Origin of the sequence: Bacillus sp. 220_BSPC, from assembly GCF_001054655.1 — a bacterium.
GTDB lineage: Bacteria > Bacillota > Bacilli > Bacillales > DSM-1321 > Peribacillus > Peribacillus frigoritolerans.
Window position 1 is genome coordinate 78,866 of the sequence record NZ_JVPL01000189.1, and the last position, 15,923, is coordinate 94,788.

Below are 15,923 nucleotides of genomic sequence, written 5' to 3' on the forward strand. Positions count from 1 at the left end.
CACATATCCTATTCAGAAATAAAGAAGAATGATTCTAATCTAGTAAAAAATATAAAGTATCGAATCTCCAATATACAGGCACTCTTGATAAATACCGGTCAAATTGAATAATAAAAGAAGTAGTCCAGATAATAAACTATATTACATAACTGAAGCAGGCATTTTCTCCTTAAACAAGGCCAATGAAATGAAGACAAGGAAAAGCATGATGCTGATCATGTAGAAAAAATTCCCGCCTTGGATATGTTCAATGACCAGGCCGCCAAAAAATGGACCGCCGATGCTGCCGAGACTAAAGAAAATACTGCATAATAAATTTCCTGCAGGTAATAGGTTTCGAGGCAAAAGATCTGCCATATAACTGATTCCCAGCGAGAAAGTGGAACCAACCATCATTCCGCCAAACATAAAGCAGATGAATAGACCAAGCACTGAATAGGAATAAATCCCTGCAAGCGTGAATATGGCAAATCCTGAAAAAAGGATCGTCAGCAAGGTCTTTCGCCGTCCAAAACGGTCACTTATCATCCCCAAGGGAATCTGGGTAAGCAGGGTCCCCGCGGAAAATGCCGGAATGATGATGGAAACTGCGGTTAAATCGATTCCGGAACGCAGGGCGAATACAGGAAAATTGCTATTCAATGATGCCTCAAGCACGCCGAATGTGAACGGAAGCAAAAATGCGACCCAAGCTATGCGGCTCACTTTCGTAAACCTTTTGAGAGTGCCCAGGAATGAGGTGCTTTCGGAATCATCCTGTTCAGGAAGTTCGTTTCTAATAAGGAAAACAGCAGACCAAGCCAGAAGGCTAAGTATTGATGTGATGATGAAAGGCAAAGACTGATTAATCTCGAGAAGCTTCGTCATCAGCGGGCCTACCATGAAGCCAAGACTGAAGAAAAGTCCATAAATGGCGAGATTCCTTCCGCGCTTCGTTTTAGGTGAAATGGCAGTGATCCAGGTCTGGGTAGCAAAGTGAAGTGTATGATCGCCGATTCCAATGAAGAAACGGAGGACAAACCAGAACCAGAATGATTTCCAAACAGGAAATAAGGCTAGCGATAGAATGACCGTTATCCCGCCAAATATGATCAATGGCTTATAGCCGTATTTACGGAGCGGTGCTTCCATAAAAGGAGAAATCAACAGAATTCCAATATAAAGCGAGGCTGCATGAAACCCGTTCAGGGATGAGCTAAGTCCGTCATTTTCAAAAATGATGGCAATGATCGGCAGAAGCATCCCTTGAGAAAACCCCGATATGCCGACAATTAAGATTAAAACGCTAAAAAGCAATTTATTATTCATAAAATCAAGTCTCCTAAGAAATGTATACCTTCTTGATGTTACATCTTAGGAAGAGGATTAAGCAATAGAAATTTGGGTAAATATTGACAAGAAGAGAGAAGGTGATAAAATTTTCCTTTGTCTTCGCCCGAAGATTTTATATGATAGTTTTTGTTACATAAAAAGAACTATAGGATTGTGAGGAGAAGTATCGTGAATAAAATATTTTTTGGGCTTGTCCTGCTGGGCGTCCCTATATCAGTCATCGGGTCATTTTTGCATTGGCCGAGTGTGATCATGTTCATCGTTTATTGCTTAACCATCGTCGCGCTTGCAGGCTTCATGGGCCGGGCTACTGAAAGCTTAGCGATCGTCATGGGACCAAGGATTGGCGGTCTTTTGAATGCAACCTTTGGGAATGCAGTGGAATTGATCATATCCATCTTTTCATTAAAGGCCGGGCTTGTGGGGGTCGTGTTGGCTTCTTTGACTGGTTCCGTATTAGGAAACTTATTGTTGGTGGCGGGACTTTCATTCTTTGTCGGAGGGACTAAATACAAACGGCAGAAGTTTAATGTATTCGATGCGAGGCATAATGCCGGTCTATTGATTTTTGCGGTTATTGTAGCCTTTGTCATACCGGAAGTATTCACACAAGACATGAATGAATCAAGCACGATGTCGTTAAGTGTAGGAATTTCCATTATATTGATCTTATTATATCTTGCTGCATTATTCTTTAAATTGGTGACTCACCGCGGTGTATATCAGCATACGGAGAAAACCGAGGAACATGAGGAGGAAGTACCGGAGTGGAGCAGGAAAAAGGCAATTATAATACTTGCTGCCGCTACATTGGCCGTTGCATACGTATCGGAAAAACTTGTCCATACGTTCAGCGAAGTGGGGGAAACCTTCGGATGGTCGGAGTTATTCATCGGTGTCATTATCGTTGCAATCGTGGGTAACGCGGCAGAGCATGCGTCCGCCGTCATAATGGCCTATAAAAACAAAATGGATGTCGCAGTGGAGATAGCCGTCGGTTCCACGCTTCAAGTAGCGATGTTCGTAGCTCCTGTCCTCGTACTTATTTCATTAATGTATCCAACGCATATGCCGCTTGTCTTCACAATGCCAGAACTGATCTCAATGGTTACAGCAGTCTTTCTGATGATCATGATTTCCAATGACGGGGAAACGAACTGGTTTGAAGGGCTTACCTTATTGGCCGCTTACTTCATTATGGGAATTGGATTTTACTTATTATAAGAATGCAGGCCTTCCGATGCGGGAGGTCTTTCTTTTTATAAAAATAAAAATGACTCTGCTCAGGTTAGATTTAGCAGAGTCATTTCTATATTAGTAAATTACCATTCATAAGTTATTCCAAAATTTTTCATCATGCTTTTGTAAAAGTTGAGAAAATATTCTAGAGTGTCACACCATCCTTTTACATCAGATTTAAGTATTGGCGAATTCGTTTTCTGTCATCCTTTAAAAGGGTGTCATGGATTGTTCGATAAGCATACCTCCTGAAGGTTTAATAGGTATGAACGATTTCGCCTCCTTTTTATAATGTAAAATAAGTATAACCGATTTGAAGAGAAAAGTAAATATTCTGAACTTTACAAACTCATTACAAAGTTGAAATCTGAATGAAATGTATAGAATGTTGGCTAAAAACAAAATCTATAATCAAATGATTGAACCCCTCAAAAGGAGTGCGACAGCATGAGAAGAACTATTCTTATTACGATGATTGCCCTAATTGCCTTCATACAGGCGAATGTAAGTTTTGCAGCAGATATACCGGTAGACAAAGCAAGTCCGAATAAGGTGAATATCCCTCCTTCCGTATTGAATATTGCAAAGGAGAATACGTATCCGAACCCGACCCAGGATCTTCCGATGCTGCAGCCGAGTAAGTTTGCCAAACAATTGATCGATTCGTCGGATATCAAGATTGAAAATCCAGAACTCATCCATATGTTGAATGAATCGGCAGTTGCAAAGGCCCCGCTTGCTTTTGGTTACAGGGCGACCATTTACCTTGGCCATTGGGCATTGAATTATGAGTCTTCGGAAACGGCACCAAACTGGGAATACCAAAAAATCAATACGAATTACTATGATAATCGCGGCGGTGAAGTTCCATACAAGATCCGCTATGTCCAGGAAAGTCAGAAGGCAGTGAGTGGCGGCCTGACAGCGAAAATCCCTAAGACAGAGGATGTTCAAAAAATGATGCTGTTAAAAGCCACTGAGAAAACGAATTTGCCATTGGCTTTTGAAACGATCATCGGAGCTGGCACGAAAAAAGATGAAGTATACAATGTTGCTTCAAATAGGATTGGTTACTTATCCAGCTATGCTTCCGCCGTAAATGAAAAAGGCAAGGTCACATATGGGGAAGTGTATTTGAACCTAAAAGGAAATAAAAGAACCATTACGATAAAGAACATCACTTCCCAAGGCATCGGTGCATGGATACCGGTTCAGGACCATGTTTCCTTCAGTTTTACAGTCTCACAGCAACCCAGGTAAATTGAAAAACTCGCCGGATTGGCGAGTTTTTCTTCATATGGTTGACTTCCTGATCCTGAAGTCCTCTTTCGGGTAGTATGCATTTTTGACGAGTACATTCGGGCCTAGACATTTGACTGCCGGGCAGTGGCAATTCAATTCATCGGCCAGTTTCGAATTCATCCATGTTTCATAGGATTCGGTCAAGGGCTGATCTTTGATATTCCCTAAAGTAGGCGCGTCCCCAAAATCGGTAACGATCACTTCCCCGGTGAAAATATTGATGTTCAACCGTGATCGTCCATCAGGATCATTACGCACAGTCACTTTATGTGAACCATAAAGGCGTTGAAGCAGCTTAATATCCTCTATACTGTTATTGCAAGGATAAAATGGCAGGGTTCCGAAAAGCATCCAAACATTTTCATCACGGATATCAAGCAAATGATGAATCGCTTCACGCATTTTGTCCAGTGGTAAAGTTTCAAGTGCCGAAGCGAAATCGCTTGGATACATCGGATGAATTTCATGCCTTTGACATCCCATTTCATCGACGATCTGCCTGTGAATATGCTCAAGATGAGGCAATGTCCGTTTATTAAGCATCGTTTCCGCAGATACCAGTACACCAGCCTTTGTCAGGGCACGGGAATTTTCGATCATTTTATCAAATAATTTCTTTCGCTGTTCCCGGGATGGTTTTCGGTCCATCATGGCAAATCCGATATCAATGAATTCATCGATCGTTCCCCAATTATGGGAAATGTGGAGAACATCCAAATAAGGAATGATTTCTTCATACCGTTCCAAGTCAAGGGTCAAATTGGAATTGATTTGTGTCCGGACCCCGCGACTACGGGCATATTTCAATAGAGGCAAAACATAATTCTTCACTTGTTTTCTTGAAAGCATCGGTTCCCCGCCAGTAATGCTGAGCGAACGAAGCAAAGGGATCTCATCAAGGCGCTGGATCAGTAATTCCAGAGGCAGTGCATCCGGGTCCTTGGGTTGGAGTGTGTAACCGACGGCACAATGCTCACATCGCATATTGCAAAGGGTGGTGGTGGTGAACTCCACATTGGTAAGGCTGAGTTTTCCATATTGTTCAACGTCCATATATGCTTCCCAAGGATCATACTTGGGTGTAATTGGTGTTAAAAGATCTTGCTTGATTATTGACATATTTAAAACTCCTTACGTAATAATGCACTAACCCATTATGAACAATGGGGACAAAAATTGTCAAATGGCGGAGAGCTGCATTTATAGCTTGCCATTGCACTTTCAAGCAGATTTCGTTACGATGATAGAAGAACGGAAGGAGAGTGCCTCATGGGAAAATCCATTACAGGTAAAAACGAACAATTAACATATTTAAAAGAACGCCTCACGATGTTCATGGAAGTTCTTGATCATATCGAACCGGAAAATACGGAGTTGGAAGATATAGACCGTTTAATCGGCATGATAGATGATTTGGAAGGCAAAGTGGAACAATTCAAAACCCGCGAAGACTAATATCTGTTTCGATAGTATGATTTTTTCAATGGTAATATTCATGAAGGGATGACGAGAAACTTCGTCATCCTTTTTTGATGGAAATGTTTGGTGATGGAATTTAACACATGGGCTATTTCTGGCGCTTTACTCATTTCTCTCCAAATTGCTGTTCATTAAGAAAAATAATTACTTGTTTTCGAAAGATTATGTTAGATGTATAATAAAACGGGTGTTGAATCATTCACTATTTATAGAGAAGCAGGGAAATGATTAAATCTAATCTAGGGGAAATAAGAGGGGGAAGAGAAATTTGGATATTCAAAAATTCCAAGAAAGTATGTACAGTCTTATCGTTGAAACTTCAACGAATCTTCCAAAGGATGTTCGTCGTGCGGTCAAAAGTGCAAAACAACGTGAAAATGCAGGTACTCGTTCTGCATTGAGCCTGACCACCATCACGAATAATATTACAATGGCTGACGACAATGTATCACCGATTTGCCAGGATACTGGTCTGCCGACTTTCAAAATAAAAACTCCGGTTGGCGTGAACCAACTTGAAATAAAAAAAGCAATTCGAAATGCAATCATCTTAGCGACAAAAGGCGGAAAACTTCGTCCGAACGCAGTTGATTCTTTATCGGGTGAAAATAGCGGGGATAACCTTGGGGAAGGTCTTCCTGTCATTAAATTCGATCAGTGGGAAAAAGACTATATTGATGTTCGTCTCATCTTAAAAGGTGGCGGCTGTGAAAATAAGAACATCCAATACAGTCTGCCTATGGAACTTGAAGGATTGGGAAAAGCGGGCCGTGATTTGGACGGAATCCGTAAATGTATCCTTCACTCTGTCTACCAAGCACAAGGACAAGGCTGCAGTGCCGGCTTCATCGGCGTGGGTATCGGAGGGGACCGTTCATCCGGATATGATCTGGCTAAGGCTCAACTTTTCCGCAGTAATGAAGATGTGAATCCGAATGAAGATCTTCGTCAACTTGAAGATTACATCATGAAGACTGCTAATGAATTGGGCATCGGCACGATGGGCTTTGGCGGCGAAACTACACTGCTTGGATGTAAAATCGGGGTCATGCACCGTATTCCGGCAAGCTTTTTCGTATCCGTTGCTTACAACTGCTGGGCGTTCCGCCGTTTAGGAGTGAAAGTCAATCCTGAAACAGGCGAAATCAATGAGTGGTTGTATCAAGAAGGCGAGAAAATCGACTTTGCTCTGGAAGCAGAAAAAGCAGCGAAGGATGAAGTGGCAGCCGCTGCAGAATCGGACGTTGAAGCTTCCCGTGAAATCACCCTGCAAGCACCAATCACGGAAGAACAAATCCGTGAATTAAAAGTGGGTGACGTAGTTCATATTAACGGCAGAATGTATACAGGCCGTGACGCCATCCACAAGCACTTATCTGAAAATCCTGCACCAATCGACCTGGATGGACAAATCATCTATCACTGTGGACCAGTTATGCTGAAGGATGAAGAGGGCAAATGGCATGTGAAGGCCGCCGGACCAACAACAAGTATTCGTGAAGAACCATACCAAGGCGATATCATGAAGCGATTCGGCATCCGTGCAGTTATCGGTAAAGGCGGAATGGGACCAAAAACACTAGAAGCATTAAGTGAACACGGCGGCGTTTATCTAAATGCAATCGGCGGGGCTGCTCAATATTATGCAGACTGCATCAAATCCGTCGAAGGTGTGAACTTCACTGAATTTGGTATTCCAGAAGCAATGTGGCATCTGAATGTTGAAGGATTCACTGCAGTAGTTACCATGGATTCACATGGAAACAGCCTGCATAAAGACGTTCAGCAATCTTCATTGGAAAAATTGGCACAATTCAAAGAACCGGTATTTAAATAAATGTTTTGCAAAAGACGCTCACCAAAAGGTTGAGCGTCTTTTGCATATCTTACTCTTTGATTTCCGGCAGTGGATCGATCCTTGATGAATCCTCCAAATTCAATCCGCTTTTCACAAAATGAACAAACACTCCACCACTTAAACCAAGACAACCAACAAAGCCTAGAGTGATAACCCATTCCAGCATTACATTCCCCCCTTGGTACATGTATATGAAAAAAAAGGCGAAAATTACCTCAGAAAAGTACAATCTTTTTGAATGGTCGCACATACATTAGAAGAGAAAGGAGGGATTTTCATGCAGAATAACTACATCTTATTCTTTTTCGCCATGATAACCGGTTTTGCTTTCATCCAACTTCCTGTGGCAAACACGATTTTCTCCGGTCTTGAAACATTCCTTGACGTAGTCGGAATTGTAATCGTTCTCATTTTCGCTATCGCCATTATTTGGAAGGCGGCACAAGCGTTATTTAAAGGATAAAAAAACATGGAGGCCTATCCTTTTCGGAGGAAGGGCCTTTTTTTTGCGTGGGATTGGTTTTACGGAAGGGATTCGACCTTCACAATATCATGCATATAAATCTCCATGTTCCAAACAATAAGAAAAAAGACATGGGGGATATTCCAATGAAAAAAATGGTGATTTTATCCGCTTTTATATGCTTGATATGCTCTTTGGCCAGTCCAGCTTTTGCAGAATCCTATAACTGGGGTTTCAATAAAGGAAAAAATGGGACACCTGCCGATGCCGGAAAAAAATTCAATGAAATGCTGCCTGAATATGAAGCGATTTATAAGGGGGATACAAAGAAAAAAGTCGTTTATTTAACCTTTGATAACGGTTATGAAAATGGCTATACGTCCCAGATTTTAGATGTTCTGAAGAAACATGGTGCACCTGGTGCTTTTTTTGTCACGGGTCATTACTTAAAAACGGCACCTGAGCTTGTTGTCCGTATGGCCAATGAGGGACATATCGTAGGAAACCATTCATGGAACCATCCGGATATGACCAGCGTGACGGACGATGTGATTCGCACCGAGCTTGAGCGGGTAAAAGAAGCAACGGAAAAATTAACGGGGCAAAAGGGAATGAACTATTTAAGGCCGCCTCGTGGCGTATTTAATGAGAGAACAATGAGGATCGCAAAAAAAGAAGGGTATTACCACATCTTTTGGTCACTGGCATATAGGGACTGGATTGTAGATCAACAAAAGGGTGCCGCTTTTGCACATGATGAAGTGCTTAAGCAGATTCATCCCGGCGCGATTTTATTATTGCATACCGTATCGAAGGATAATGCGGAAGCATTGGACTCGATTCTGACGGATCTTGAAAAACAGGGGTACACTTTTGGTAGCCTTGATGAAGTAATGATTGAGAAACAGTTGCCGAACCGAATGCTTTATTAAAATGAGAAGCGGGTCCTGTCGTGATATTTCAGGTCCCGCTTTTATCCATTCTTCTCAATCTCAAGTAATATTTCAGGAAACATGCTATAATACGTGGAAAACTGCTAAAGGATGGATCGCTTGTGTGGACAGAAAAATTACAGGTTCAAGGACCCTATAATTTCGATCTTGTTCTCGAACGATTATCGTTAGACCCACTTCAGGTAGTTGATTTTACTAACAGGACGGTAAAAGTTCCGCTATATATAGAAAAAGAACCAATCGTTTTGCAGGTTCAGGCAATAGGAAATATCGATGAACCATCTTTTATCATCAAAGGTCAATCAGAGGTGTACAAGTCAAAAGCAATCGAACGGTTAAAAAAGGTTTTTCATTGGCATCAGCCATTAGAAGGCGTTTCCCGGCACTTCCGGGAATCCGATTTGCGGGAAATATTCGAAGAGCACCGCGGTACTGCCATAGTCTTGGACTTCGATTACTACAGTTGCCTCGTCAAATGCATCATACATCAGCAATTGAACTTATCTTTTGCCCATACGCTCACGGAACGATTCGTTAAAACTTTCGGCTTCCAGATGGAGGGCGCCTGGTTTTATCCGACACCGGAAACAACCGCCCAACTTCAAATCGAGCAATTAAGAGCCATTCAATTCAGTGGCCGGAAAGCGGAATACGTCATCGGACTTTCCGAGCAGATCATTCAGGGCCATCTCGACCTTGATATAATGGAAAAGCTATCCGATCAAGAGGTTATGGATACACTAATAAAAATACGCGGTATCGGTAGATGGACGGCTGAAAACTTCCTGCTTTTTGGACTTGGCCGGCCGAACCTATTTCCTAAAGCCGACATTGGCATTCAAAATGCCTTGAAAATATTATATGGCTTACCGCAAAAGCCAACCCAAGAAGAAATGGAGTCCTATAGTGTAAAATGGGCTCCATATCTAAGCTACGCTTCCCTCTATTTGTGGAGAAGCATTGAAAAACGGAGTGAAAAGAAATGACAAACATTCAAGATACAAAACTAGAAGTGAATCAAACCCTTCCGCTTACGATTAAACGGCTGGGGATTAACGGAGAGGGAGTCGGTTATTTCAAAAAGAAAGTCGTCTTCGTCCCAGGAGCATTACCTGGTGAAGAAATTGTAGCTTTGGTTACAAAGGTTCAGCCAAACTTCACCGAGGCGAAAATAAAAACCATCCGTAAAGAATCACCGCATCGCATTGCAGCGCCATGTCCGGTTTACGCAGAATGCGGCGGTTGTCAGTTGCAGCATTTGAGCTATGACCAGCAGCTTATTGAAAAACGAGATATCGTCATTCAAGCGATGGAACGTCATTCGAAATTCCCAGTTTCTTCATTAAATATAAAAGAAACGATCGGGATGGAAGATCCTTGGAATTATCGCAATAAAAGTCAGTACCAAGTCGGCCAAAAAGATGGCAAGTTGATTGCTGGCCTTTACGGGATGAATTCCCATACACTGATCGATATCCCGAATTGCCTTGTACAGCATAAGGCAACGAATAAGGTGACACGTACAGTGAAAAAGATACTAAAGAACCTGAACATCTCGATCTATAACGAAAGAAAAAGAAAAGGTGTTATCCGTACGGTCATTACACGGGTAGGATTTGAAACAGGTGAAGTGCAGGTTGTCCTTGTGACGGGAGCGGAGGAAATTCCACAAAAAGATCAGTTGCTAAAACAAATTCGTGACCAATTGCCAGAAGTGAAATCGGTCGTACAAAACATCAACAACCGGGACACATCACTGATCTTTGGCGAAAAAACGATTCACCTGGCAGGCGAAAAAGTCATCAACGAAACATTGGGTGACCTATCATACGAACTATCAGCCCGTACATTCTTCCAGCTTAACCCGGTTCAAACTGTTCGCTTATATGATGAAGTGAAAAAAGCAGCAGCCTTAACCGGCACGGAAAAAGTGGTTGACGCTTATTGCGGTGTTGGAACCATTGGGCTATGGCTATCTGAAAATGCCAAGGAAGTCAGAGGGATGGACGTCATCAAAGAATCCATTGAGGACGCCAAGAAAAATGCAAAAAAACATAAACGCAACAATGTATACTATGAAACAGGCAAAGCCGAGAATATCCTTCCACGCTGGACCAAAGAAGGCTGGAAACCGGACGTACTGGTCGTCGACCCGCCAAGATCCGGCTGTGACCAATCTTTACTGCAGACAATCTTGAAAGTTAAACCGAAAACCATAGTGTACGTATCATGCAACCCGTCCACATTGGCGAAGGACTTACAAGAACTGGGCTCTTCATATCGCGTGGAGGCCATGCAGCCCGTGGACATGTTCCCGCAGACGAGCCATGTGGAAGTAGTAACCTCATTGAAGCTGATTAAAGAATAAGCAGAGTGATCCGGGAATCTGTAAAAGGTTCTCGGATTTTAATCTGCGTTTATTTCCAACCATTTGTGAAATAATGAAAGTACTGTGAAAATCGAGAAATACATAGGAGGGTTTTGGATGCATAATCATGATATATTAATTCGATTAAGATATGCGCTGGATATTAAAAATAAAGATATGGTTGAGATATTTAAACTCGGGGAGATCGAAGTGACAATGGAAGAAGTCATGCAGATGCTCACAAAACCAAAAGATGATTATTATGATGAATATGAAGAATATGATGATATGGATGAAGCTGATGATGGGGTAAACTGCAATAACATGATGTTAGAGTCCTTTTTAAATGGATTGATCATTTTTAAAAGAGGGAGACAAGAGCCAAAACCTGGTCAGCCTCAAAGTCCGGCACCGGCTGTAAAGCATAAGGAAAGTGTGAATAATATCCTTCTGAAGAAACTGAAAATAGCATTATCATTAACCAGTGAGGATATGATTGATATTTTGGAAGAAGCAGGAGTCATGATAACCAAAGGGGAATTAAGCGCTATATTAAGAAAAGTGGGTCATAGGAATTATAAAGAGTGTGGAGATCGATACGCCAGGAATTTCTTAAAAGGATTAACTTTGAGATATAGGGGATAACACTGTAACATGCCCATTATGAATAAGATCATGAAATCGTGGAAATTACTTTTCACGATTTCATGGTCTTTTTTTAATGATGTTATTGAAGGGATATAAAGTGCGAAATAGTAAAGAAACACAAGGGACCTTCAAGGCACCTTCTCAATCAGCCTCTTAAAAAGTCTGGTTTTGCGAAATTGGGGTTGGGATATTTATAGAAGCCTTCTCCTGCTTCTCTTCCGATTTTCCCTTTATCGATATACTCTGTTTTCAATAAGTTAGCCAGCTTTTCAACTTCTGGATCACCTGTCGCTTTCGCTTTTGCAAGTGAAATATTATAAGCGGTATTGATTCCTACCACATCTAAAATGGCGAAAGGTCCAAGGGGTGCTCCTGTTGCGACCATCCATGTTTTATCGATGGTTTCCGTATCAGCCACTCCTTTTAATAAGAGCATTTGGGCAGCATCCAAAAGAGGAACCAATAAGGAATTCAATATATAGCCTGGCTGCTCTTTATGTAAAGGCAGAGGAACCATTCCAATCGCTTTTGCAAATTCAATCACTTCCTCGAACACTTCATTATCCGTTCCAGGATGTTTCATGATTTCTGCGGTATTGTTTTTCCAGATTTCATTAGCGAAGTGTAAAGCCAGGAATTTTTTTGGACGGCCTGTCGCTTCGGCAAATTGGCTTGGTAATAATGTAGAAGAGTTTGTAGCGAAAATTGTTTTTTCAGGAGCGACTTTTCCTAACTCTGTGTAAAAATCCGTTTTGATTTGAACCACTTCCGGAATCGCTTCAATCACAAGGTCAGCTTCGGCAACTGCCCCAGATAAATCACTGTGGAAAGAAATGCGGGCATAAGCAGCATTAAGATTTTCCTCCGCAGCTCCTAGGTCTTCTTTATAGTAGGGCTTCAAATTAATGATCCTATCTTTTGCACGTTCTAATGCTTCATCATTGATGTCATATACTGATACGTTAAATCCTTTGAATGCGGTTTGAAATGCAATCTGACTGCCTAAAACGCCGCTGCCGGCAATGGTGATATTCTGATAATTCATAGTCATTCTCCTTTATTTCTTTGGATATCTCTACTTGTTAATTATGCGCTTAACTTGAATATAGATGCAGGAATAAACTTGATATAGTTTTTTTCCTTTTAAAAGAATGGATAAACACGCAGACCATTTTAAATGGTTTATACCATTCGTTTATGGGAAGAAGAGACATAGAGAAGCTTGATAGGAGGAATGAAAGATGGGCAAAACAATTTTCATTACTGGAGCGGGCAGCGGGCTTGGAAGAGGAGCTGCACTCGGGTTAGCAAAGCAGGGACACCGTGTAATTGCCACAACGGAAATCACTTCCCAGAAAACGGATCTAATGAGGGAGGCGCGGGAACGGGGCTTGGATATGGAAGTCTTCAAATTGGATATTACAAATGAACGTGATCGAGCAGGAATTGATAATCATGACTTTGATGTATTTGTTGCAAATGCGGCGATCAATGAAGGAGGACCGCTCGGAGAAATGCCGATGGACCGATTCAGGGCGATCTTCGAAGTGAATGTTTTCGCTACTAGAATCCGTTCAGTTTGCTGCAAGAAAGCTGGTCAAAAAAGGAAAAGGGAAAATCGTGTTCTTAAGTTCAATGGCTGGGATCATAACGACACCATACGGCGGTCCTTATGCAGCAACCAAACATGCCATCGAGGGAATGGCATTAACCTTAAAGGATGAGCTGGAGGAGTTTGGGGTGCAGGTTGCGACCATCAATCCGGGTGCCTACAATACCGGTTTTAACGACAGGGCAGCTGAGGAAAAATGGAAATGGTACGATGGAGAAAAGAATTTTACAAGAGCAGAGGATATGAAAAAGCAAGAAAAGGGATTAAAAAACCAATTCGATCCGGAAGATATGATAGAAAAGATGATCGAAATCATCCCGGCTGACCACCATAAATTCCGTACTGTCCATCCCGAGAAAACGGAAAAACTGATGAAAGAGACCGAAAAGAAACGGTGGGACATGGAAATCTGATGTATGGAGCACTATTGTCATAGGGTTAGTGCAGTAAAGGAGTAATTTTGTTAGTTGTGCATGGATTGTGGACAAGGAAGAAATAGGGAAAATCCTTATTCTCTAGCCCTTTTATCCCATTCTTTTGCATGACTTTTTTGTTTTTTGTACATGAGATTTAATGCAATATCCGAGCTGATCAGCAGCTCATTTTTTAGTTGTAATGGACTTAAGCGTCCATTAGTACAATGTAAAACAGACGAAAAAGAGGATAATTAATCCCCTTGCTGACTATGGACAAATTGGAAGAACTCGGATTTGACTGCAGTTTTTATCTTTAAAAAACAATCCAATTGGTTGGAGCGGGTGTTCGGGACTCCTGCTTAGAAAATCATGTCCAAGGGAGACCCCTCAGGCGCTAAGACTGCTCGGGAAAGCGATTGCCTGGAGAGGAAAATAAGTCCCAAAAACAATTCATGATTAGGAATTGAACCATTCTGAACTTTCTTTTGTCAACAAACTTAAAGAGGATATTCCCCTTGGTTTACTTGTCTTCATTTGTTTGTTCATCAGGTTTTTGGACGATTTCTTTTAATTCCCCAATGTCACCTTTTGCATTGATAATCTCAAAAATCTCATTTAGGCCATCTGAGGTTTTTTCATCTTCCGTTTTCACTATACCCCTCCTTAATTAGGTTACTGGTTAAGGTCCCCAAAAAACCAGTAGATATAACATCGGTTGCCTTGGAAAATTGATGAAATTCTCTTCGTATTTTCATTGATTTAAACGCATTTTAGGCGGATGTTGATTGTAAGAACTACAAAAATTCAATTTTTTTGTCCGCACAATATGGACAACATTAAAATTATCCATTAATATGATTGTTATAACACTTAGTATAAAGGGATTTACACTAATTCTTTGTGTGTTTCTGGAGAAGACGCGTGTATTTTTGAAAAAAAGGGAAAAAATACAATATTTTTAAAATAGGTGTAAAACATATAAAAATCCTGCATGTATTCCAACCATCAATGAGGGGGTATATTAAATGTCAAGTGAAATATTAAATGAATTTTTGAAAGAAAATTTGGAAGATTTAAAAGAAAAGGGACTTTACAACGTTATTGATCCAGTGGAAGGTGCTAATGGTCCGGTTATCACGATTGCGGGCAGGGAGCTAATTAATTTATCATCCAATAATTATTTAGGTTTAGCAACAGATAGACGATTAATAGAGGCTTGCATAGAAGCGACGAAAACATATGGTGTCGGTGCAGGTGCCGTTCGTACGATCAACGGAACGTTAGATATTCATGTCAAATTAGAAGAAAAGCTCGCCGAGTTTAAGCATACAGAAGCAGCCATTGCTTATCAATCTGGATTTAACTGTAATATGGCAGCGATTTCAGGAGTGATGGATAAACACGATGCCATTCTTTCAGATGAACTGAATCATGCTTCAATCATTGATGGATGCCGACTATCCAAGGCGAAAATCATTCCCTTTATCCATTCCGACATGGACGATTTACGGACAAAAGCACGTCAAGCAAAGGAATCCGGATTGTATAACAAGATCATGATCATTACCGACGGAGTGTTCTCGATGGATGGGGATATAGCCAAACTTCCTGAAATTGTGAAGATTGCCAAAGAGTTCGACTTAATTACGTATGTTGATGATGCGCATGGTTCGGGTGTATTAGGTAATGGTGCAGGAACGGTTAAACATTTTGGGTTATCGGATAAAGTGGATTTCCAAATTGGAACATTATCCAAAGCCATTGGTGTTGTTGGGGGCTATGTAGCAGGAAAGAAAGATTTGATTGATTGGTTAAAGGTGAGAAGCCGTCCATTTTTATTTTCAACGGCTGCCACACCGGGAGCAGTTGCAGCTAGCATAGAAGCCATCAATATTTTGATGAATAGCTCAGAACTTCAAAATAAGCTTTGGGAAAATAGCGATTACTTGAAAAAAGGCCTAAAAGAATTAGGGTTTGATATCGGGGAGAGCGAAACACCGATTACGCCTTGCATTATAGGTGATGAAGCAAAAACGCAGCAATTCAGCAAGAGGCTGAATGAAGAAGGTGTGTATGCTAAATCCATCGTATTCCCTACCGTTCCAAAAGGTACAGGAAGAGTGAGGAATATGCCTACTGCGGCTCATACAAAAGAGATGTTGGATAGCGCATTGGCCATTTATGAAAAAGTAGGAAAAGAGATGTCGATCATATAAGTAGATTGCTTGTTTCAGAGTTTAAAACATGGGGAGG

At 41.3% G+C, this 15,923-nt stretch carries 15 protein-coding genes and 1 pseudogene; 11 read left to right on the plus strand and 5 right to left on the minus strand.

Annotation, left to right across the window (positions count from 1 at the left end):
• Positions 1-141: 141 nt before the first annotated feature.
• The gene (locus ADA55_RS14725) at positions 142-1,308 is read right to left on the minus strand and encodes an MFS transporter (RefSeq protein WP_048685135.1); all 1,167 of its coding nucleotides are present in this window, start codon (positions 1,306-1,308) and stop codon (positions 142-144) included.
• 192 nt (positions 1,309-1,500) lie between these two features.
• Here ADA55_RS14725 and cax point away from each other — a divergent pair, with 192 nt between their 5' ends.
• Together cax and ADA55_RS14735 are read left to right on the plus strand one after the other, a co-directional pair.
• Positions 1,501-2,556: a calcium/proton exchanger gene (gene cax, locus ADA55_RS14730; RefSeq protein WP_161798623.1), complete on the plus strand. Its 1,056-nt coding sequence runs from the start codon at positions 1,501-1,503 to the stop codon at positions 2,554-2,556.
• A gap of 462 nt (positions 2,557-3,018) precedes the next feature.
• Positions 3,019-3,831, plus strand: coding sequence for a YfkD famly protein (locus ADA55_RS14735; RefSeq protein WP_048685138.1), 813 nt, complete (start codon positions 3,019-3,021; stop codon positions 3,829-3,831).
• Positions 3,832-3,864: 33 nt separating this feature from the next.
• Here the strand turns inward: ADA55_RS14735 and yfkAB are convergent, their stop codons facing one another.
• A complete protein-coding gene (gene yfkAB, locus ADA55_RS14740; RefSeq protein ID WP_375792906.1) occupies positions 3,865-4,986 on the minus strand; it encodes a radical SAM/CxCxxxxC motif protein YfkAB in 1,122 nt (373 codons plus the stop codon).
• A 156-nt stretch (positions 4,987-5,142) separates the two neighbouring features.
• Between yfkAB and ADA55_RS14745 the strand changes: the two genes are divergently transcribed.
• Both ADA55_RS14745 and ADA55_RS14750 read left to right on the plus strand, forming a co-directional pair.
• The gene (locus ADA55_RS14745; RefSeq protein ID WP_034305661.1) at positions 5,143-5,328 is read left to right on the plus strand and encodes an SE1561 family protein; all 186 of its coding nucleotides are present in this window, start codon (positions 5,143-5,145) and stop codon (positions 5,326-5,328) included.
• 292 nt (positions 5,329-5,620) lie between these two features.
• Entirely contained in the window at positions 5,621-7,189 is a 1,569-nt protein-coding gene (locus ADA55_RS14750; protein WP_034305659.1) for a fumarate hydratase, read from the plus strand.
• Positions 7,190-7,238: 49 nt separating this feature from the next.
• Here the strand turns inward: ADA55_RS14750 and ADA55_RS30045 are convergent, their stop codons facing one another.
• Complete coding sequence (locus ADA55_RS30045) at positions 7,239-7,376, minus strand: hypothetical protein (RefSeq protein ID WP_164468808.1); 138 nt, start codon at positions 7,374-7,376, stop codon at positions 7,239-7,241.
• Between the two features lie 111 nt (positions 7,377-7,487).
• Here ADA55_RS30045 and ADA55_RS14760 point away from each other — a divergent pair, with 111 nt between their 5' ends.
• From ADA55_RS14760 to ADA55_RS14780, 5 genes are all read left to right on the plus strand, one after another.
• A complete protein-coding gene (locus ADA55_RS14760; protein WP_034306471.1) occupies positions 7,488-7,673 on the plus strand; it encodes a hypothetical protein in 186 nt (61 codons plus the stop codon).
• Positions 7,674-7,819: 146 nt separating this feature from the next.
• Positions 7,820-8,605 (plus strand): delta-lactam-biosynthetic de-N-acetylase, encoded by a 786-nt coding sequence (gene pdaA / locus ADA55_RS14765; RefSeq protein ID WP_048685241.1) that lies wholly within the window; start codon positions 7,820-7,822, stop codon positions 8,603-8,605.
• Positions 8,606-8,727: 122 nt separating this feature from the next.
• On the plus strand, positions 8,728-9,612 hold the full coding sequence (locus ADA55_RS14770) for a DNA-3-methyladenine glycosylase family protein (RefSeq protein WP_048685148.1): 885 nt from the start codon (positions 8,728-8,730) through the stop codon (positions 9,610-9,612).
• On the plus strand, positions 9,609-10,994 hold the full coding sequence (rlmD, locus tag ADA55_RS14775) for a 23S rRNA (uracil(1939)-C(5))-methyltransferase RlmD (protein ID WP_048685151.1): 1,386 nt from the start codon (positions 9,609-9,611) through the stop codon (positions 10,992-10,994). Before ADA55_RS14770 ends, rlmD begins: the two co-directional genes overlap by 4 nt.
• 117 nt (positions 10,995-11,111) lie before the next feature.
• Positions 11,112-11,639 (plus strand): DUF1456 family protein, encoded by a 528-nt coding sequence (locus tag ADA55_RS14780; protein ID WP_048685154.1) that lies wholly within the window; start codon positions 11,112-11,114, stop codon positions 11,637-11,639.
• 148 nt (positions 11,640-11,787) lie between these two features.
• On the opposite strand, the gene ADA55_RS14785 is transcribed toward ADA55_RS14780, so the two are convergent.
• The gene (locus tag ADA55_RS14785) at positions 11,788-12,687 is read right to left on the minus strand and encodes a 3-hydroxyacyl-CoA dehydrogenase (protein WP_048685156.1); all 900 of its coding nucleotides are present in this window, start codon (positions 12,685-12,687) and stop codon (positions 11,788-11,790) included.
• A gap of 196 nt (positions 12,688-12,883) precedes the next feature.
• Between ADA55_RS14785 and ADA55_RS14790 the strand changes: the two are divergent.
• A pseudogene (locus ADA55_RS14790) lies at positions 12,884-13,667 on the plus strand (SDR family oxidoreductase).
• Positions 13,668-14,190: 523 nt separating this feature from the next.
• Here ADA55_RS14790 and ADA55_RS31030 read toward each other — a convergent pair.
• Entirely contained in the window at positions 14,191-14,322 is a 132-nt protein-coding gene (locus ADA55_RS31030) for a hypothetical protein (protein WP_260088796.1), read from the minus strand.
• Between the two features lie 373 nt (positions 14,323-14,695).
• Here ADA55_RS31030 and ADA55_RS14795 point away from each other — a divergent pair, with 373 nt between their 5' ends.
• Positions 14,696-15,886: a glycine C-acetyltransferase gene (locus ADA55_RS14795; RefSeq protein WP_048685159.1), complete on the plus strand. Its 1,191-nt coding sequence runs from the start codon at positions 14,696-14,698 to the stop codon at positions 15,884-15,886.
• The last annotated feature ends 37 nt before the right edge of the window (positions 15,887-15,923 follow it).